Here is an 18130-nt window from a genome sequence, read left to right as displayed (position 1 = left end):
CCCGCAGATGCCACGGAAGGGAAACGGGGCCGGCAGAACGAGGAAGCGTCCCGGACGATCGCGGGCGGTGTCGAACCGTACTATCGGCGGGCGGCCTGCGGATCGACGGGCCTGGTGGTGCGGCGAAGCGAGGAGCGGTGCTGGTGGAGCGGGCTGTGGCGAACACCGACGAGGTCGAGAGCGGCGCTCCCGACCCGGACGCCCCGCTGGAGTCGATCGCCGAGGACGAGATCTTCGACTACATCACCGGCCGGCCGGTCAAGCAGACCGAGAAGGAGAAGGTGCGACAGCGGGTCGCCCGGGCGCTCTTCCACGAGTACGGCATCGCCGTCGATGACATGCAGCCCGACTTCCCGATCCCCGCCGGGGCCGGCGCGGAGCGCCGGCGGGTCCGGAAGGCCGACATCGCGGTCTTCGCGCATGAGGCATCGCACACCGTGGAGAACCTGCGGCGGGTGGTCGTATGCAAGCTCGAGCCGAAGACGACCAAGGTCGCCAAGATTCGCTCGCACGAGCAGGCCCAGAAGGACTTGGACGAGCTCCAGGAGCTCATGGGCTACGAGGACCTCCCGCAACTACGGTACGGCCTGTGGACGAACGACCACGACCTGTTCTTCCTGTACAAGGACGTGCATCGGTTCGGGGTGAACTTCGAGCCCCGGGCCGACTGGCCGCTGGCGGACGAGTCGGTCGGCAGCCGGTCGGTTGGTCGCCTCCACGGCCCGGCTGCGCCGCGGCGAGGCGTCCAAGCTGAGGACCAGCTTCCGGCGCTGTCACAACTACATCCACGGTAATGAGGGCATGCCGAAGGACGCCGCTTTCTGACAGTTCCTCTACCTGCTGTTCGCCAAGATGCACGACGAGCAGGCCAGCCGCGGTCACCGCGTCCCGCCACGGTTCTTCACGTACCCGGACGAGCCGTACACCTCGGATGGCCGGGCGAAGATCCGCCGACGGATTCTCGGCCTGTTCGACGATGTGAAGCGCGATTACTCGTCGCTTTTCACGGCCCGCGACGAGATAGCGCTCTCCGACCGCGCGCTCGCCTTCCTGGTGAGCGAGCTGGCGCCGTACGACCTGTCCGCGACCGACATCGACGCGAAGGGGATCGCCTACCAGGAGCTGGTCGGCACGAACCTGCGCGGGGACCGCGGGCAGTATTTCACCCCGCGCGGTGCCGTGAAGCTGATGGTCGAGATCCTGGATCCGCAGGAGCACGAGACCGTTCTCGACCCGGCATGCGGGACTGGCGGGTTCCTTCGGGAAACCCTCGCGCACCTGCTGCACCGCTGGCAGGAGGACGATGGCACGACGGGGCTGCCGGACACCGATGAACAGCTTGACGCCCATCAGCGCCGGCTGCGGGCGTATGCCGAGAAACACCTGTTCGGAGCCGACTTTGACCCGTTCCTGGTTCGGGCGACCAGCGCGAACATCATGGTTCTCACCGCGGGCGAGCGCGATGGGAACATCTTCCACATGGACTCGCTCGCCTTTCCACGGGGGCATCTCGATGACGTCGCCAGGGCCCGGGTCAGGATTCCGCTCGACTTGCCTGAAACACCGTCGAAGGTCGACGTGCTGATGGCAAACCCGCCGTTCGGTTCGGACATCAAGATCATCGACCCGGAGATTCTGGCGCACTACGAAGAGAACCACGGTGTGGCGCGGACCTGGTCGCGGGACAGGGCGACGGGCAAGCGGGTCGCCACCGTCCGGGACACGCCGCCGCCGATGGCGCCGGAGCAGCTCTTCATCCAGCGGGCCGTGGAGTGGGTGCGCCCCGGTGGGCGGATCGGGATCGTCCTGCCGAACGGGATCCTGTCGAACCCCGGCCCAGCCGACGAGGCGATCCGCCAGTGGATTCTCGACCGGTGCTGGGTACTGGCCAGCGTCGAGCTGCCCGTCGAGACGTTCATCGTCGACGCCAACGTCAACATTCTGACAACCTTGCTGTTCCTGAAGAAGACCGAACAGGAGCGGCTCGGGGAAGGGATTGACCAGATCGGCGGGACCAGCCAGGACTATCCGGTGTTCATGGCGGTCGCCGAGAAGGTCGGTGTCGACCGACGCGGGAACGACGTGTACGTGCGCCAGCCGGACGGAGAAATAGTCTTCACCATGAAGGAGGAAAAGGAACGCATCAGGATCGGTGGGCGAGAGCAGATCCGAGTGCTCCGTCGGCGGGAAAAGCTCGTCGACAACGACCTGCCGAGGATTGCCGAAGCCTACCGTAAGTTCCGGGCGAGCTACCCCGAGCCGGGCCTGCCCCGATGATCACGCGGCTTGAGGCGTTCGGCTACCGCTGCTTCCGTGCGCTGGCCGTCGACGTCGGCCCCTACCAGCTGCTCGCCGGGGCGAACGGAGCGGGCAAGCCTGCAACTGAAGTACCTACCTCCTCGACACAACGCGCCAACCTGCGCTTGCGCGACGCTTGCAGTAGCAAGCGCAGGTTGGTTGCGATCGATACCGACAGAGCCTCACCCTTGCCACGCCGACCATCGTCACGTGATGACCGGCATCGGTACGTGACGACCGAGGGCGCCCCGCGCGGGGTGACAGGGGGCGCCCAGCGCTTAACGGCACTGGAGCGCCCTACGATCATCCCCGCACCCCGAGCCCGTCACGTAGTGCTGCCACGACGCTCTTTGCGTAGGCTGGCGCCGCCTCAGCAGAGATCAACGCATGGTGGAAAATCTCAGACACCAACCCGGATTGGATCACACCCGCAAACTCTGCGACCTCGCATGCGGTCCGTTCCGCATCGGAGTACGCTCCGAATTCCACTTGAACGCGCATCAAATCGGCAAGGTGATAATACCGGGACCGAGTTTGGTCGGCTGGCGTATACCGGACCGCATCTGCCAGCTTCTCAATAGACCGTCCAGCATTCTTCAGGTCACGCTCGACTCTGCCCTGAAACCATGACACCTGGCGATCATCGACCCACCACGCCCACGGCGGGTCAGAATCGCGAGCGCCGTCCAAGCGGAGAGAAACCGCTTTCTTTAACGCCCGTTGAGCTTCCGACTCGTTCCCCATCTGAGCGTGGGTCAGCGCTTCGCGAAATCGGAAGAGCGCCTCGACCGTAGGCGATAACGGGGACGCAAGGACGCTTCGGGCGATATTCAAGGCTTCCATGGGGCGGCCAACATGACCAGCAGTCATCGCCATGTTTTGCAGAATCAGAAGCTCGATCGTGCGGTTTCCCGCTAGCCGGGTCAAAGTCAGCGCCTCATGGTTCATCCTACGGCTCGCGGCATGGTCGGCCGCCTCATACAGAAACCATCCCGCGACTTCGGCTAGCTCACCCGCGGCGGCATAAGTGTCTGCACGGTCACGTTCGTTGAGCGGTGAAACGCCGATCCTGTAATGAACCTCGTCGAATGCCCGGACAGCCAGTGGTGCGGATTGTTGGCCACCCATTTTGTGATCCAGACTGAGAAGCGATTCGATTTGTCGGCGAATTAACCGGACGTACGTACCTGTTATCGGTTCACGGCGGATCGCGGCTCCACTGGGCGCGAAACTGCCATCGGCGTACACCAGGTTCCCGCGACCCCCGTCCAACTCCGAGCCGGAGGCCGGGGGCGGAATCAGCAGCTCATCTAGCTTCTCTGGCGATACCTCAAGAATCTTGATGAGCCGCTTACGACCTTCCGGTGAAGGCTCGCTCTCGCCACGCTCCCATCGCCCAACCGTGGTCCGGTCAACGCGCAACTCGTCCGCAAATGCCTCTTGGGTGTAGCCCATAGCGCGGCGCCTCGCGGCCAAGCGGCTTTGCTTGCGAGCCATCGGTCCACTCCCCTCGTGCCTCACGGATGCATCAATTTTGCATCATCGGTGCCGTGGTACCGCTGTGGTCAGTACGCCACTGTACGTATGGGCGCTCCGAGACCAGCAAGTCGGGTCGCACACGATCGGGGCGCCCACCTCGACGCCCCCGGGTGCGCTGCTGCACCCGATGCCGGTACGCCCGGGGGCACCCGCACGACAGTCACGAGGGGGACCACGGTGCCGTACGTGAAATGCACCCGTGAGGGGGCGCCGCTGACCGTCACCTACCTTGGGTGGCCTTACGTGGTGGCTGCCGGCCTGGAACCACTCGCCGCTGAGGCATTGTCAGAGCCTGGCGTCCTGTCTGTCGAGCTGCTGGACGACGCCCGTTCGCGCATCCCCTACACCGAGAGACCGCGTGCACTGGTGACCCCCAAGCGGCGCGCGGCGTTGAACGCGGTCATGCTCTCGGACCTCCCCCCGTGCTGACCGTCGTCATCCACTACGTGGACAGCCGCTCACCCGCCATGACGATGACCAACTCCGAGATGCTCGGCGATGCCGATCTTCCGGAGCTTGCCTCTCGCCTGGTGCGCCTCTTGCCTGCCGCTAAGCGGGTGCAGATCTTCGACGATGACCGTCCCGTGGCTGACACGGATGCGAACACGGACGCCACGGGCCCTGACATGGAGCAAAAGAACGTGACCGAGTCCGAGGGGGCGCCAGTTCCCCGTACGGCCAGCGGCCTCCCGGTCCGCACTCCATCGGCAATCCCCCCTCCCGAGACAGAGGTATTCGACATCAACGGAGTTAATCTTGCCACATTGAGGCGGGTTGCCAACCGCCTTCAGGCCATGGACCGATAAGGAAAGAGGTGCCTTACGTCGTAGTTGAATGGGACAACGAAAGGCCGATGGAGCATTACCTGCCGCAAAGCTCCGTGGATGGTCTGGCCTTGAAGGATATTGCCGAGGTAGCGCTAGCCACGCATGCGGCCTGTTGCGTGACGATCCTCAATGAGGGCCGGGACTCCATTTACGAGATCAAGCGGCATGAGCCGAAGGCAACGGCAAGCATGAACCTATCAACATTCCGTTCACCAAAATAGGCAATATCCTGCGGCAAAAGGATTGCCACAGGTCTACGATAAGGAGTGCGTATGCAACCGACTGACGATCTCGTGATGGCCGTCGAGACTCTGACTCAGGTTCAGGACAGGTACGACGCGGAGCACTCGGACGGCGGCAGCACCGGCCGCAGCGACGGCGGGAGCGGCGACGGCCTGAACTTCCCGGAGGACTGACCGCGTAGAGACTCCGTCCGGCCCAACGCACCGGAGAGAATCAATGAGATCAGGAGGTCAGATTGCCTCTCGTAGACCACCTTTTGGTCCAGGGTATTCAGGCGGCGTTGGGCTGGTCGGACGTCTCGCCTCTCGGCAGCTCGTTCAGTAGGGGCCGGCTGCCAGACACGTCTATTTGTCGACGGTTGATGACCTCGACGCGGCTCCTCGACATCCTGACGCGCCGTAGCCTGGAGCCGCCGCAACTCCGTTGCTTCAATAACGGCGCCGAGTTGCACCCGAGTGACTATCTTCGATCACAGCCGAACAGGCGACGACAGAATATCCGAGTCGTCGATCCGGGGGCAGTAACCAGACTCCTTGACACCGGGGCCACTCTCGTACTCGATGCCCTGGACACGTTCGATTCGACAATGGAGGTTGCAACCCGAGCCCTCCAGTGGTGGTCACACGAACTCGTCCAGGTGAATGCCTACCTCACCACACGCTCAAGCTCCGGATTTCCGATTCACTGGGACGATCACGACGTCATCGTTCTTCAGCTTGCCGGTGAGAAGACATGGGACGTCCGGAGCTATTCCCGTCGTGTCCCGATGTACCGTGACGCGGACCCGAACTCCGCTGTCTCCGAGGAAATCGTCTGGCAGGGCACGATGGAGCCGGGCGACGTGATGCACATTCCGCGCGGATACTGGCATCAGGCGACCCGCGACGGAAGTCAGGACCCGCTAAGCCTTCATCTGACCTTCGGCTTCGTCAAACGTACCGGGGTTGACTGGCTCGCGTGGCTTGCCGATCGCGCCCGGGAAATTGAGCTGTTCCGACAGGATCTCACCCGCTCCGGCTCGACGGAGGAACGGGAGTCCGAAAGGGAGAGGCTCGAAGCCGCCGCGATCGACCTTCTAAGGGCGAGCCCTCCGAATTCCTATTTGAGATCTCGGGAGAGATTGCAGCCGCCCGCCCGCCAAGCACCCCACTTCCCGCCCGGAGAAGTCCCGAAATCTGTTGTGTGCGTGACGGAGTTCGCCCCGGAGATACAACGCAGAGACGAAGTGGTCACGGTCTACGCCGGGGGCAAGCGGACGACCGTCAAGAGCAAGGCCGAAGCAGCGCTCTCCGTCCTGCTGAGTGGATGCCCGGTCGACGTCCTCGCTCTACACGAGGAAAGCGGCCTCGATATCCGGTCGCTCGCCGGAACCCTAGTTGAAGAGGGGATATGCGCCCACCTGACCAACGAATCACTCTCGGGTTTTACCGGACTCGTCACAGTCGAGCCATCTTAGAAGCTGCGCTAGATCTGGGAGTCCAGAATCTCGACACAGCTTTCAACTACGCAGACTTCGCTTCGCTAAACCTGCTTGCAGGCATGGCCGGTGACCTGCTACCAGAGTTCTTCCTTTCGACCAAGGTCGGGTTCTTCCCGTCGCCCACGGGGTACACCGAGCATTCGCTAGACCCAATCCGGCTCCGAACGGCGATCGAGGCCACCGCGGATACCTTGGGTCGAATCCCAGACATCGTGTTTCTCCATAACCCCGAACGGAGCATCCGCCAGGGCGAACACAGGGCCGCCCATGACTCGCTCACCGAAGCCTGCGAAGCCTTGCAGGGTGCCGCGCGAGCCGGGCTGTGCGCGGGGTGGGGTATATCGACGTGGGACCCCCGAAGCGTCGTCAACGTGCTATGCCACGGCCGAGGGCTGGCCGTCTCTCCCTCCCACCTGATGCACCGATCTGGGGTGCTCGTAAGTTCCGCTGTTGTCGAGGGATCCGAGACCCTCGCGGACCTTCTCGGGGTGGCCCGGGAGCGACGGTGGGGCATGAGCCCGTTCGCGGGCAGCACCCGCGCCCCCTTCTGGGACACGGTCAACCTTTCCCCACTCCTCAGCACGCAGAGGCAACACAGTCCCGTCGAGGCGGCTTTCCGCTTGGCCTACGAACTGCCGAAGGTCGGGCGGGTCGCGGTCAGTGTCAATGATCCGAGCCATCTCCGCGAACTGGTCGAGGCAACACGCCTCAGCGTCGACCGCACGATGGTCGACAGGTACCGATCCCTCCTACGAGATCGACAGCGGCCGGACCACAGGGCGCTACTTCGTCCCTGAAAGTTCGATTACGAGCCGATCAGCTTCACGGGTCAGCGGCTCGGCCAAGTCCGGGTGATCGCTAAAGTTGCGGGTCATCCGTAGTAGTTCGACGCACATAAACAGGCGAGCCAGCGCCCCGGACCGGCAGAAAAGGTCGTCGGAGAACAGGCCAACCACTCGCTTGGCGACGGCGGGAACGAGTAGAGAGAACGCCCACAGGGTCGCGCCGTCGAGTCCACGCGGCCCCAGACCCCAACCTTCCCAGTCCAAGAGGACCATGCTCGGCGCTGTCAGGTTCGACCAGTGGACATCAGCGTGAGCCGGCAACCACTCGTCCACGGTGGGGTCTATCTCTGTGCCGGCATACTCGCGAATCCGCCTGTCGATCAGGTCCTGTCGGACGGCTACGCGGGTCGTCTTCGTCCCGGCAAGCGCGGTGAGCGATCCCCGTAGGGTGGTCCACCACTCGCAGGAGAGGTTCTGCGGTTCCTCCCGGATCTCCGGCGTCGCGCTGATCGCAGGGGACTCTACGCGGGTCGTCTCGTCTGCCCGCCACACCAGTTCGCGCGTGGCGTCCACCCAACGCGCGGACCGGAGAAGTTGGGGCTTCGACACTCCTGTGAGAACAGAGGCGCATTCTTCCCCGGTCCACACGCGCTCGTTTAGCTGACCCACAGGCCGGAAGAGAATCTTGAGCCAGGTACCCCGATCAGTCTGGAATCCCATCGACTTCCCGCCCCATCCAAAGGCCGGATTCTCGATGTCGAGATCGACGGAGAGTGCCGCTGAACAGTGGTCTATCACGTCAGGGACCGGGGTATCCCGCAGGTCGAGCATCGTTATTTCCTCGGGCTAGTCGGATCTCAGTGCACCGACCTTACTGCACTGACCACGACTGGTGTGCCCACCGTTCCCTATGACACAACGACGAAAGGGGCACCTTGACGGGTGTCCCTTCGTCGTTTGCTGGTCGGTTACAGCGTGGGGTTCCTCTTTTCGTTGAGGTGACGTCCGTACAACTGGTAGGTGCTCCGGTCGAGGACGCTTCGGACGTCGAGTTCACCGAGGGTGGGCGGGTCGTCGGTGTGGTCGAGGGCGGGTGTCCAGCCGGCCGTGCCCGTCCCGTGCGAGCGGCTCGGGCGCCGGCCGGCGTAGGTGGGGATGGGCCCGAAGGTGAGGATCACGGTTGGGTCGCTCGGTTCCGCCGGCCGGTGGTCGAGGTAGACGACGCTGGGCATGGTCGCGGTGACGTCGACGATGTCGTGTAGGTCAGCTCCGGGGCTGACCGTGACTTCGTGGAGGCCGCCTTCGGTCCGTCGCATCGAGACGAACCGCCGTCCGTCGAACGGGTTCCTCCAGGGACCGTGGTCGGTGGGCGGAATACTGGGCATGGGGTCGCTTCCTCCTGTTGTTGCCAGGGGTGGCGGTCCTAGGTCCGGGGACGGTGTGCCAGCACTGCCCTCGGGCCGCTTGCGGACCGCTGTTGGTGTAGCGCAACCCCAATGATAGAGGCACTGTTGGGGTTGGGCTATAGCATCACGCGCGTGACCGACGAAGCGCTGTGGACCACAGGCGACATCGCGAAGAAGCTGGGGATCACGACTGAACGCGCGCGGCAACTCTCCCATCGGCCGGACTTCCCGGACCCTGTGCAGCAGGTCCGGCACTTCCGGATCTGGCGTGCATCGGACGTACAGGCGTGGATTGCGCGGCATCGGCCAGCGTCCGAGGAAGCCGAGTAGCAGCGTGCGAACGCGCCTCTACGCGACCGGCGCGACGCGCACGATCGTCACGTGATGATCGCTGTCTCCGGCGTGTAGGTGTCCCGCACGGGGGCGGGTCCGCTCCGGTCTGCGCGGCCGGCAGCGGCGGCGCGCTGGCCGTGAGGGTCAGAGCCTGATCAAGAGCCGCCCTATTTCGGCGTCCATGGGCGCCGATTTTCCCGCGCCGTTCGCGGCTGGTTCCTCATGTGTCGCTCACGCGCAAGTCGGTAGAATTCGAGCGGCGGGGGTGGGAGTTGGTGCGGGAGCTTAAAGTGCAAGTAGGTTGCCAACCACGTCGATCCCTCGCCGCGAGATATCCGGAAGTCGATTTCCATTGCGAGAGCTTCGAGGAGATCATCTTCGGTGTGACGTCGGATTGTCTCTGCGCTTAGATGGTAAATTTCTGCCGCTTTTTCGCGCCTTTCTGTCAGCGTGAATGGCGGCTTTTTGCCGCGTGGAAGCGGGTCCAAGTTATACAGGGCCCGTAGCGCGTCACTTCGTGGCCTCCCGAGAGCGTCGATAGAGGCGATGAGGACACGGTGAGCCTGCCGCGCACGGTGCTACACGGTGCCGGGTTCACCGGGCGCGATACGGGCGACGAGCCCCTTGGCGCCGTTAGGCCGTGTCTGACGGCTCTTGGATCGACTGGTGGATCTTTGTCTGGCTGGGCATGGCCCTGTCATGGTGGGACGACACGAGCTGACCGACGCTCAGTCGACGTCCCCGCTCGGGCGGGAGCCCATCCCGTACGCCTGGACCGCATAGCCACCCGCGAGCGCGAGCCCGTACGCTCCCCGGCAGCCAGAGCGATCTTCGTGATCCTTTCGTGTCGCGGCTCCATGCCTGAGCCTACGCGGTGGCGGTGATCCGGCTGATTTTGGCGAGAACCGGGAACTGCTGCTCCCAGGCCCTCCTGAGCTGCGCCGGCAGCCACAGCAACGCCCACAGGCGCCGCAGCATCCCGGCATCCAGGTACGTGTAAAGGTCCTGCGGGCTGGCCGCCTCGATGAGGACGGCGCGATAGAGGTCGACAATCCTGCCGGGAGCGTCAAGATCGTACTCGGCGTTGCCGGACCAGTCCAGGTGCACCGGTAGCCGGACGACACCGGACGACGGCCCGCGCAGCAACTCCAGGCTCCCCGCGACGGCATAGGGTCGCTGATAGCGGGACGTCGGCGTTCCACGCGTGTCAGCCATGCTTACAAGCCTATCGTCAGCCGAAGACGATCGGCCGGGATGCGCAGCAAGCCCTGCCCGCGCTCCGATCGAGGTGACGGTCGACAGCACCGGCACCCTCTACGTCACCAACTCGGACAACAATCGGGTGCGGGAATATCGGACAGCTACCGAACGTAGTCGGCTACCTTGGCCGGACGACGCCAAGGCGGACTTGCCCGGCAGGCACCCTGACGTAGGCATATAGCAACACTACGCAGTCTGCGAGCCTGCGAGTACGTGTTCTGCGGGGCTGTCAGTACAAGTTTTGCGAGCACATCAGTACACGTTCCGTGCTCGCTGGCGCCCCACTCGACAGCAGCTCCCGCGGTGAACGGGGAGCGGGCCGGGTGAGACTGGGGGCATGCTGACGCTGCCGGAGGATGTGACCGCCGCCCTGACCGCGCCGCTTGCCGGCCTGGACGCCGACCTGGCCGCGCGGTTCCCCGGGGATTCGGGCAGCTCCCAGCCCGTGCATACCTGCTACGTGCCGGCCGACCAGGTGACCGCGACCGTCGTCGAGGACTGGGCCGCCGCCGCCCGTGCCGCGTTCGACGCGCACGCCGGCGAGCCGTCCGACCTGGTGGCGGCGACCGGTGTCCCGGCCGTACTGGCCGAGCGGGTCCACGCCCATGTCCGCCGGATGCTCGACGGCTCCCCGGTCGCCGACCTCCGGGTAGATCTTGAGGATGGGTACGGCGTCCGTACCGACGACGAGGAGGACGCCCACGCCCTCGCCGCGGCCGGGGCGTTACGCGTGACTGCCGCCGCGGGCAGGCTCCCGGCGTCCTACGGGCTGCGTCCCAAGTCGCTGGACGCGGCCGTGCGGGCCCGCGGGCTGCGCAGCCTGGACCTCTTCCTGACCGCGCTCGCCGCGGGCGGCGGCGCCCCGCCCGGACTGGTGATCACATTGCCGAAGGTGAGCGCACCGCAGCAGGTGAGCGTGTTCGGCGACATCCTCGCGGAGCTGGAAGGACGCCTCGGGCTCGCCCCGATCCCGCTGGAGGTGCAGGTCGAGACCCCGGCCGCGGTGCTGGCGCTGCCGGCGGTCGTGGCGGCGGGCCGTCCCCGCCTGCGGGGCCTTCATGTGGGCACCTACGACTACTCGGCGGCGCTGGGGGTCAGCGCGGAGCACCAGGCCGGTGACCATCCGTCGGTGGAGCTCGCCACCGCGCTCATGCAGCTCGCGGCGGCGGGCACGGGGGTGCGGGTGGCGGACGGGTCGTGCAACCTGCTGCCGGTCGGTGACCGTGCCGCGGTGCACGCGGGCTGGCGGCGGCACGCCGAGCTGATCCGCCGGGCCTGGATGCGGGGGCTCTACCAGGGCTGGGACCTGCACCCCGCGCAGCTGGTGTCCAGGCACGCGACCGTGGCGGCCTGCCTGCTCACCGGCCTGCCCACAGCGCTGGCACGGCTGTCGCGCTGGGCCGGCACCGCCGCGGGCCCGGACGACGACCCAAGCGCCGCCTTCAGCCCTCCGGCGACCCGGGTATCTGGGTCACCCGGACCGGTCGCCGACGAACCCGCGACCGCCCGCGCGCTGGCCGGTCATGTCCGGCGGGCGCTGGACGCGGGGCTCCTCGACGACACGCACCTGGCCACGGCCGGCCTGACCGGTGAGACAATCACACGCCTCAGCACGGCAGGAGACAGCCTCCAGCACTGATAGCAACATCTCTGTCACCGACCGTTGCATCGGGCTGTTCCAACCACGCAACCGGACCACTCCAACGGTCCCAACCGGGCGTCCCAACCGGGCGAGCCGGCGCTTCAGCTGCCGCGGTAGGAGGAGAAGCCGAAGGGCGACAGCAGCAGGGGGACGTGGTGGTGCTGGCCGGGATCGGTCACGACAAAGGTGATGACGACCTCTGGGAAGAACGCCGAACGGGACGCGGTGTCGAACACCAGGCGCCACGCCCCCGGTCCGTCGACCGGAAGATCCCGAATCCTTCCATCACTGTCGGTTACAGCGGACGTCACCGGCCTCCAGCCGCGGACGTCACCACCGAAGCCGACGATCATCCGTTCGAGCTGGACCGGCATGCCGTCGGCCGGCACCCCGGCGGCGGTGTCGAGCACATGCGTGGAAACAGTCACTCCCGCATCATGCCCGGTCCACTGTCAGCGACAGCGCTTCGCCCGGCCGGCGGCACAGGCAGCACAGGCAGCCAGCAGTACAGGCAGCAGTACAGGCAGCCGGCAGTACAGGTGGCACGGCCGGCCAGCGGAAGACGAACGGACACCGGAAGACGAACGGACACCGGCTCACGGGCCGCTGATCAGCCGCCGCAGCCGCAGCTCGGTGATCTCGGCCTGCTGCCCGGCCGCGACCCCGAGCTCCGTGGGCGGGTCGTTGTCCAGCCGTTCCCGCAACAGCCCCAACATCTCCTCGGCGCTGCGGCCCGCGGCGCGCACCAGGAAGATGTAGCCGAACCGGTCCTCATACTCCTGGTTGCCGGCAACCAGCGCCGCCTTCAGGTCCAGGCTCGCGTTGTCCAGGGCGGCCTGCTCCCGGCGCGGGGCGTCCAACCCAGCCAGGGTGGCCCGGGTGGACGTGGTCGGCGCGGGCAGCGGAGCGCCGCGTTCCCCGATGCGGGGATGGGCGGTGAACGCCTCCAACCAGTCCGCCTCGGTGAGCTGCCACCACTGCTCGCGGGCCGCGTCGAGCAACGCGGTGAGCGTGGGGTACGGCCGGCCGTCGGCGACCACGGCGGCCCAGTCCTCGGAACCGCAGCAGCCCAGCAGCTCGGCGTGGGCCGCTCCGGGGGACAGCGCGTTGAACCAGCGCATCGCCAGCTCCTGGCGTCCCGTGGGGGTCGGGGTGCCGATGAGACGCAACCGGGCCAGACCGCCGTCGGGGAACGCCTCCAGGCGCACGTGGGTGGCCTCCACCGGAACCTCCAGGTCGAACAGGTGCCGCGTGTTGGGCTGCACCCGGACCTGCGGCAGCAGCGGATACCACTGCGTGATCGCCGAGATCGACGAGACGTCGTCGTTGCCGAACAGTTCGGGGGCGGACGCCGCCCACAGGGCCACCGCCCGGGGTGCGTTGCCGTGGAAGTGCCGGGTGTCGACCTCCGCCCGGATCACCTGGCCGGTGGCGGCCAGGTGCACGACAACCCATTCGTGGCCCGTTCCCCGGCGGCGGCGGGTTTCCCAGCCCTCCCCCATCACCCGGGCCTCCCCGGAGGCGTTGAGGTTGTGCCGGTCGCCGTAGTGCATGTCGCTGCACGCGACCACCACCCCGCCGAGATAGGCCGCGGCCAGGTCGGAGGTGACACGGTCGAGCAGTCTCGGGTCGGGGATCACCGTGCCGTGCACGCGCAGCCTCGCCACCCCACCGTCCGGGTGAATGGTCAGCCGCAGGTGCGTGACGCGGGTGTGACCGGCCCGCACGACCGGCAGGACGTTGACCGCGTCGGCCCTGACCGGCGTCCGAGGTACCAGAGCGACCCAGTTGACCGACACCTCGGCCACCTCGGGCGCGGACGGGTAGCCACCGAGGGTGGCACCGTGGATCTCCACTGACTCCGGGGCGTTCCCGGTGAAGTGGGAGGTGTCGACGGTCACCGCACGCACCACGCCCGGCGCGCCGAGCCGGATGATCGCCCAGTCCGAGCCGTACAGGTCACGGCGGCGGCGGGTCTCCCAGCCGTCCGTCCACGCGCCCCGCTCGGTGAACACCCCTGGTCGGGCGATCGGCGGCTCGGGCAGCAGCATCCGCTCGGCGAGCGCGAAGAACTCGTCGTTCACGGCCACCACCGACCCACCGAACCGGGCCGCGGCGAGGTCGACAAGATTCGTCAGATCGGGAGCGTCGCTCACTGATCCTCTTCTCCTGCGGATCGGGTCCAGAAGATGTCCGGGACCCGGAGGCCCGGACATCTGCTGCTGGGAAGTCAGGTGCTCGGAAGTCAGGTGCTCGGAACGCGGATACCCCGGAAGCGGGACGGCGGGGTGTGGGCGCGGTGTCGCAGTCATCTCGACAGCAGCCGGCCGTGCGGCGGCCGGTCGCCGTCGGCACGCCTGCCGCGTAGGTAGGTGGCACGCACGACACCGTCCAGCGTCCGTCCAGCGTAGGGGGTCAGCGGATGGCGGTGGGCGAGACGGGCCGGATCGACGACGAAGGACCCCTCGGGATCGATCACGGTAAGATCCGCGTCCGCCCCCGGGCTGATGCGTCCCTTGCGCGCCAACCCGACCAGATCGGCCGGGCCGGTGCACATCCAGCGGGCCACGTCGGCCAGGTCGTGGCCGCGGCGACGAGCCTGGGTCCACACCGCGGCCAAGCCGAGCTGCACCGAGGCGATCCCGCCCCACGCCTGCCCGAAGTCGCCCGACTCGACGGCTTTGAGCTGCGGCGTGGACGGCGAGTGGTCGGTCACCACCCCGGCGAACAGACCCTCGGCAAGCCCCTGCCACAGCGCCTCCCGGTTGTCCTCCCCGCGGATCGGCGGTGCGCACTTGTACACGGTCGCACCATCGGGAACCTCCTCGGCGGTGAACGTCAGATAGTGCGGGCAGGTCTCGGCGGTCAGGGCGATTCCGGCGTCCCGGGCGGTCAGCACGTCGTCCAGTGCCGCCCCCGCGGACAAATGCAGGACGTGCAGGCGCGCGCCGGTCATCGCGGACAGTGCCGCGAGCCCGGCGACCGCCTCGGTCTCGGCTGCCGGCGGACGCGCGGCCAGCCAGCGCGCGTACTGCCGGCCCACGACCAGCGGCGCCGCCTCCAGGACCAACGACGACTCGGCGTGGACGACGGTCAGCGCGCCGAGCCGGGCGGTGTGGGCGGTGGCGGCGGCGAGCACGTCCATCCGGACGTGCGGGAACTCGGCCACCCCGGACGGCGCGAGGAACGCCTTGAAGCCGAACACCCCGGCGTCGTGCAGGGCCGCCAGGTCGGCGAGGTTACGCGTGTCCGCGCCGATGATCCCGCCCCAGAACCCGACGTCAACCCATGACTGGCCGGTAGCGGCGGCTCGCTTCTCGGTCAGCGCGGCCAGTGACGTCGTCGGCGGGATCGCGTTGAGCGGCATGTCGATGATCGTGGTGACGCCGCCGGCGGCAGCGGCCCGGGTGGCGGTGGCGAAGCCCTCCCACTCGGTCCGGCCGGGTTCGTTGACGTGGACGTGGGTGTCGACCACCCCGGGCATCAGCGCGAGGTCGCCGAGATCGGTGACGTCCGGGGTGGCGCGCACCGCCTCCGGCGGCGTGACGGCGATGATCCGCCCGTCGCTGATGTGCACGGCGGCCGGGCGGACGCCCTCGGGGGTGACGACCCGCGACGAGCACAGCACAACCGGACGTTCCGGCAGGTCATCCGGCCCGGTCACAGCTGTCCAGGCCCCGCCCGCACCGGAGGCCGCCATCCGGCCGGACCCTGTCATGGGGCAGGATCCTGAGATCGGGCTGGACGCTGCCATCGGGCACCGCCGGGATCCGGGAGGTCCCCGAGAGTTTCGGGATCCCCGGAATCTTCCAGATCCACAGGGCCTGCGGGGTCCCCGAGACCTTCGGGATCGTCGGGATCGTCGGGATCGTCGAGGTCCAGGAGATCCTGCGGACGGATCGGCACCCGGCGCAGATCACGGCCGATCGCGTTGCGGACCGCCGCCACCACGGCCGGGGTCGCCGAACAGGTGGGGGCCTCCCCCACCCCCTTCACACCGTAGGGCGCACCCGGCTGTGGACGGCTCAGCGCGATGAAATCCAGCTCCGGGACGTCGGCCGTGCTCGGCAGGATGTAGTCGTGGAACGTCGGATTGCACACCACTCCGTCGCACACCACCAGCTCCTCCATCAGCGCGAGCCCCAGACCCTGCGCTGTGCCGCCCTCGACCTGCCCGCGAAGCGACAGCGGGTTGAGCACCGTGCCGACGTCCTGGACCAGCGACATGGACACGACCCGCACCAGCCCCAGGTCGACGTCGACGTCGACGACCGCGCGGTGCGCCGCCGCGGCGAACGCCACGTGCACGTCGCCCTGGCCGTCGGCGTCCAGCGGCTGGGTGCGCCGGTGGCGGAAGACCTCCACCGCCTCGACCGGTCCGTCGGCGAGCGCGTCCGCGACCGTCATGCGCACCCCGGCCTCGCCGGCGACGATCTCGCCGCCGGCGAGCGTCAGCACCCGCCGCGGCTGCGCGACGACGTCGTCGGGCAGGCCGAGCCGGCGGGCCACCCGGGCCAGCAGCCTGTCGGCGACCGTGACCGCGGCGGCGCGCACGGCACCGCCACTCATCCATGTCTGGCGGGATGCGCTGGTCGACCCGGCGCTGCCGACGGTGGTGTCCGCCGGGGCGAGCACCACCTGGCCGACCCCGAGCTCGGTCCGGGCGATCTGCCCGGCGATCGTCACGAAACCCTGGCCGACCTCGGCGCACGCGCTGTGCACGACGGCCCGGGGGGCGCCGTCCGGGCCGACTTCCAGGCGTACCCGGGCGGTGGAGTAGTCGTCGAACCCCTCGGAGAACAGCAGGTTCTTGTACGCCAGGGCATAGCCGACACCACGGCGGACCCGGGCCGGATCGGCCGCGGCGAGGCGCCCGCCGGGCAGCGACGTCACCGGCGTCCGCCCGGACACCGGCGGCGGCAGCGGGCGGGCGGCAACGGTTTCGATCATTTCCCGCAGCGGCAGCGGCTCGGGCACGACCTGCCCGGTGGGCAGCACGTCCCCCGGTTCGAGCGCGTTGCGCCGGCGCAGCTCCACGGGGTCGATGCCGAGGGTGCCGGCGAGCCGGTCCAGCTGCGCCTCGTGCCCGACGGCCACCTGGGGGACGCCGAAACCACGCATCGCCCCGCATGGCGGGTTGTTCGTCCGGACCACCCAGCCGTCCAGCACCGCGTTGGGAACCCGGTAGGGCCCGGCGGCATGCGTGACCGCGTTGGTCAGCACCGCCGGGGACGACGAGGCGTACGCCCCACCATCCATGATCAGACGCGCCTGGACGCTGACCAGCAGCCCGTCCCGGGAGGCGGTGTGCCGGAACCACATGCGGGCCGGATGCCGGTGCGGATGGCCGAGAAACGACTCGACCCGGTCGTAGGCGATCCGCACAGGACTGCCGGTGACCAGCGCGAGCAGCGTGCCGTGGATCTGGAGCGTGATGTCCTCACGTCCGCCGAACGCCCCGCCGACACCGGCGAGGGTCAGCCGCACCCGGTGCTCGGGGATACCCAGGCACGCCGCGATCTGCTCGCGGTCGGAATGCAGCCACTGCGTCGCCAGCCGCAGGTCAACGCCACCGTCGGCCGCCGGGACGGCCACAGCAGCCTCACAGCCGAGGAACGCCTGATCCTGCATGCCCACGACATAGGAGCCGGTGACGCTGACCGCACCGTGGGCCCGCGGGTCGCCGTGGCGGAGATGGATCTCGCGGAAGACGTTCCCGTCGGGATGCAGCAGCTCGGTGTCGCGGAGGGCGTCCACGATCCGCTCGGGGTCGGTCAGCGGCGGAAGCGGCTCGTAGTCGACCTCGATCGCGGCCAGCGCCGCCACGGCGGTCCGGGCGTCCACCGCCGCCACCGCCGCCACCGGTTCGCCCTGGTAGCGCACGACGTCGGCGGCGAACACCGGCTGATCGGCGACGATCAGACCGTAGGTGGCCATGCCGGGCACGTCCGCCGCGGTCACGACCGCCGCCACGCCGGGCAGGCGCCGGGCCGCGGAGGTCTCGACGCGCCGGATGCGCGCCCGCGGATGGGGACTGCGCAGCGTCCGGGCATGCAGCATCCCCGGCAGGCGGAGGTCACCGGCGTACGGGAAGGTACCGCCGACCTTGGCCGGCCCGTCCGGGCGCGGTACGGACGCGCCGATCCCCTGATCAGCGGACGTCCGGTCGACAGATGCCTGGTCGACGGGCGTCCGATCAGCGGATGTCCGATCGGACGGTATCCAACCAGTAACCATCCGGTCAGTGCGCTCAGTGGGTGGACGCGGGTTCATCATCGTCCGCATCTTCCGAACAGCACGACGGCCCGCCCCCGGTC

At 67.9% G+C, this 18130-nt stretch carries 19 protein-coding genes and 2 pseudogenes; 12 read left to right on the top strand and 9 right to left on the bottom strand.

Annotated elements, in window-relative coordinates; all coding sequences use genetic code 11:
- Nucleotides 1-143 precede the first annotated feature (143 nt).
- Both CV1CTNOD_RS25450 and CV1CTNOD_RS05820 read left to right on the top strand, forming a co-directional pair.
- Nucleotides 144-794 carry a type I restriction enzyme HsdR N-terminal domain-containing protein gene (locus tag CV1CTNOD_RS25450; protein ID WP_207386217.1) on the top strand — a complete coding sequence of 217 codons (651 nt, stop codon included), beginning with the start codon at nucleotides 144-146 and terminating at the stop codon, nucleotides 792-794.
- A 58-nt stretch (nucleotides 795-852) separates the two neighbouring features.
- Complete coding sequence (locus tag CV1CTNOD_RS05820; protein ID WP_207386216.1) at nucleotides 853-2277, top strand: HsdM family class I SAM-dependent methyltransferase; 1425 nt, start codon at nucleotides 853-855, stop codon at nucleotides 2275-2277.
- Nucleotides 2278-2601: 324 nt separating this feature from the next.
- On the opposite strand, the gene CV1CTNOD_RS05815 is transcribed toward CV1CTNOD_RS05820, so the two are convergent.
- A complete protein-coding gene (locus CV1CTNOD_RS05815) occupies nucleotides 2602-3795 on the bottom strand; it encodes a helix-turn-helix transcriptional regulator (protein ID WP_131785144.1) in 1194 nt (397 codons plus the stop codon).
- A gap of 219 nt (nucleotides 3796-4014) precedes the next feature.
- On the opposite strand from CV1CTNOD_RS05815, the gene CV1CTNOD_RS05810 reads away from it, so the two are divergent.
- The 7 genes and pseudogenes from CV1CTNOD_RS05810 to CV1CTNOD_RS26305 all read left to right on the top strand — a co-directional run bounded on the left by CV1CTNOD_RS05810 (nucleotide 4015) and on the right by CV1CTNOD_RS26305 (nucleotide 7184).
- Nucleotides 4015-4266, top strand: coding sequence for a hypothetical protein (locus tag CV1CTNOD_RS05810; RefSeq protein ID WP_207386215.1), 252 nt, complete (start codon nucleotides 4015-4017; stop codon nucleotides 4264-4266).
- Nucleotides 4260-4643, top strand: a complete 384-nt coding sequence (locus tag CV1CTNOD_RS05805) for a hypothetical protein (RefSeq protein ID WP_131785142.1) — start codon at nucleotides 4260-4262, stop codon at nucleotides 4641-4643. Before CV1CTNOD_RS05810 ends, CV1CTNOD_RS05805 begins: the two co-directional genes overlap by 7 nt.
- 47 nt (nucleotides 4644-4690) lie before the next feature.
- A complete protein-coding gene (locus CV1CTNOD_RS05800; protein WP_131785141.1) occupies nucleotides 4691-4885 on the top strand; it encodes a hypothetical protein in 195 nt (64 codons plus the stop codon).
- 51 nt (nucleotides 4886-4936) lie between these two features.
- A complete protein-coding gene (locus tag CV1CTNOD_RS24440) occupies nucleotides 4937-5080 on the top strand; it encodes a hypothetical protein (protein WP_165485331.1) in 144 nt (47 codons plus the stop codon).
- Nucleotides 5081-5268: 188 nt separating this feature from the next.
- A complete protein-coding gene (locus CV1CTNOD_RS05795; RefSeq protein ID WP_242606404.1) occupies nucleotides 5269-6363 on the top strand; it encodes a cupin domain-containing protein in 1095 nt (364 codons plus the stop codon).
- Nucleotides 6297-6713, top strand: a pseudogene (locus tag CV1CTNOD_RS27640) (aldo/keto reductase); the annotation flags it as partial. The gene CV1CTNOD_RS05795 and the pseudogene CV1CTNOD_RS27640, both read left to right, overlap by 67 nt.
- A 105-nt stretch (nucleotides 6714-6818) precedes the next feature.
- Nucleotides 6819-7184, top strand: coding sequence for a hypothetical protein (locus CV1CTNOD_RS26305; RefSeq protein WP_242606403.1), 366 nt, complete (start codon nucleotides 6819-6821; stop codon nucleotides 7182-7184).
- Here CV1CTNOD_RS26305 and CV1CTNOD_RS05785 read toward each other — a convergent pair.
- Together CV1CTNOD_RS05785 and CV1CTNOD_RS05780 are read right to left on the bottom strand one after the other, a co-directional pair.
- Nucleotides 7170-8003 carry an aminoglycoside phosphotransferase gene (locus CV1CTNOD_RS05785; RefSeq protein WP_131785138.1) on the bottom strand — a complete coding sequence of 278 codons (834 nt, stop codon included), beginning with the start codon at nucleotides 8001-8003 and terminating at the stop codon, nucleotides 7170-7172. The genes CV1CTNOD_RS26305 and CV1CTNOD_RS05785 overlap by 15 nt on opposite strands.
- A 137-nt stretch (nucleotides 8004-8140) precedes the next feature.
- Complete coding sequence (locus CV1CTNOD_RS05780; RefSeq protein ID WP_131785137.1) at nucleotides 8141-8557, bottom strand: hypothetical protein; 417 nt, start codon at nucleotides 8555-8557, stop codon at nucleotides 8141-8143.
- Between the two features lie 153 nt (nucleotides 8558-8710).
- On the opposite strand from CV1CTNOD_RS05780, the gene CV1CTNOD_RS05775 reads away from it, so the two are divergent.
- Nucleotides 8711-8908, top strand: a complete 198-nt coding sequence (locus CV1CTNOD_RS05775) for a helix-turn-helix transcriptional regulator (protein ID WP_242606402.1) — start codon at nucleotides 8711-8713, stop codon at nucleotides 8906-8908.
- 734 nt (nucleotides 8909-9642) lie between these two features.
- Here CV1CTNOD_RS05775 and CV1CTNOD_RS28135 read toward each other — a convergent pair.
- Nucleotides 9643-9770: pseudogene (locus CV1CTNOD_RS28135) on the bottom strand (nucleotidyl transferase AbiEii/AbiGii toxin family protein); the annotation flags it as partial.
- Nucleotides 9771-9778: 8 nt separating this feature from the next.
- A complete protein-coding gene (locus tag CV1CTNOD_RS05770) occupies nucleotides 9779-10126 on the bottom strand; it encodes a hypothetical protein (protein ID WP_131785135.1) in 348 nt (115 codons plus the stop codon).
- On the opposite strand from CV1CTNOD_RS05770, the gene CV1CTNOD_RS28130 reads away from it, so the two are divergent.
- Nucleotides 10125-10352 carry a hypothetical protein gene (locus CV1CTNOD_RS28130; RefSeq protein WP_131785134.1) on the top strand — a complete coding sequence of 76 codons (228 nt, stop codon included), beginning with the start codon at nucleotides 10125-10127 and terminating at the stop codon, nucleotides 10350-10352. The two genes, CV1CTNOD_RS05770 and CV1CTNOD_RS28130, sit on opposite strands and share 2 nt — an antisense overlap.
- 156 nt (nucleotides 10353-10508) lie before the next feature.
- Nucleotides 10509-11810: a DUF6986 family protein gene (locus CV1CTNOD_RS05760; protein ID WP_131785133.1), complete on the top strand. Its 1302-nt coding sequence runs from the start codon at nucleotides 10509-10511 to the stop codon at nucleotides 11808-11810.
- Between the two features lie 104 nt (nucleotides 11811-11914).
- Here CV1CTNOD_RS05760 and uraH read toward each other — a convergent pair whose 3' ends face one another.
- The 4 genes from uraH to pucD all read right to left on the bottom strand — a co-directional run bounded on the left by uraH (nucleotide 11915) and on the right by pucD (nucleotide 18089).
- The gene (gene uraH / locus CV1CTNOD_RS05755) at nucleotides 11915-12241 is read right to left on the bottom strand and encodes a hydroxyisourate hydrolase (RefSeq protein ID WP_131765722.1); all 327 of its coding nucleotides are present in this window, start codon (nucleotides 12239-12241) and stop codon (nucleotides 11915-11917) included.
- Nucleotides 12242-12409: 168 nt separating this feature from the next.
- Nucleotides 12410-13969, bottom strand: a complete 1560-nt coding sequence (locus CV1CTNOD_RS05750; RefSeq protein ID WP_131785132.1) for an allantoicase — start codon at nucleotides 13967-13969, stop codon at nucleotides 12410-12412.
- Nucleotides 13970-14121: 152 nt separating this feature from the next.
- Entirely contained in the window at nucleotides 14122-15513 is a 1392-nt protein-coding gene (gene allB, locus CV1CTNOD_RS05745; protein WP_131785180.1) for an allantoinase AllB, read from the bottom strand.
- A 14-nt stretch (nucleotides 15514-15527) separates the two neighbouring features.
- Nucleotides 15528-18089 carry a xanthine dehydrogenase subunit D gene (gene pucD, locus CV1CTNOD_RS05740; RefSeq protein ID WP_431607077.1) on the bottom strand — a complete coding sequence of 854 codons (2562 nt, stop codon included), beginning with the start codon at nucleotides 18087-18089 and terminating at the stop codon, nucleotides 15528-15530.
- Nucleotides 18090-18130 lie beyond the last annotated feature (41 nt).

This window comes from Protofrankia symbiont of Coriaria ruscifolia, from assembly GCF_900634745.1.
In the GTDB taxonomy this organism is placed as follows: Bacteria; Actinomycetota; Actinomycetes; order Frankiales; family Frankiaceae; genus Protofrankia; species Protofrankia californiensis.
This window is presented reverse-complemented; position numbering and strand designations above follow the sequence as displayed.

Bases quoted from the DNA above. Each gene is read 5' to 3' on its own strand.
- CV1CTNOD_RS05820 (WP_207386216.1), top strand. From the start codon at position 853: ATGCACGACGAGCAGGCCAGCCGCGGTCACCGCGTCCCGCCACGGTTC.
- CV1CTNOD_RS05815 (WP_131785144.1), bottom strand. From the start codon at position 3,795: ATGGCTCGCAAGCAAAGCCGCTTGGCCGCGAGGCGCCGCGCTATGGGC.
- CV1CTNOD_RS05800 (WP_131785141.1), top strand. From the start codon at position 4,691: ATGGAGCATTACCTGCCGCAAAGCTCCGTGGATGGTCTGGCCTTGAAG.
- CV1CTNOD_RS24440 (WP_165485331.1), top strand. From the start codon at position 4,937: ATGCAACCGACTGACGATCTCGTGATGGCCGTCGAGACTCTGACTCAG.
- CV1CTNOD_RS05795 (WP_242606404.1), top strand. From the start codon at position 5,269: ATGACCTCGACGCGGCTCCTCGACATCCTGACGCGCCGTAGCCTGGAG.
- CV1CTNOD_RS05785 (WP_131785138.1), bottom strand. From the start codon at position 8,003: ATGCTCGACCTGCGGGATACCCCGGTCCCTGACGTGATAGACCACTGT.
- CV1CTNOD_RS05780 (WP_131785137.1), bottom strand. From the start codon at position 8,557: ATGCCCAGTATTCCGCCCACCGACCACGGTCCCTGGAGGAACCCGTTC.
- CV1CTNOD_RS28130 (WP_131785134.1), top strand. From the start codon at position 10,125: ATGCTTACAAGCCTATCGTCAGCCGAAGACGATCGGCCGGGATGCGCA.
- CV1CTNOD_RS05770 (WP_131785135.1), bottom strand. From the start codon at position 10,126: ATGGCTGACACGCGTGGAACGCCGACGTCCCGCTATCAGCGACCCTAT.
- CV1CTNOD_RS05760 (WP_131785133.1), top strand. From the start codon at position 10,509: ATGCTGACGCTGCCGGAGGATGTGACCGCCGCCCTGACCGCGCCGCTT.
- allB (WP_131785180.1), bottom strand. From the start codon at position 15,513: ATGGCGGCCTCCGGTGCGGGCGGGGCCTGGACAGCTGTGACCGGGCCG.
- pucD (WP_431607077.1), bottom strand. From the start codon at position 18,089: ATGATGAACCCGCGTCCACCCACTGAGCGCACTGACCGGATGGTTACT.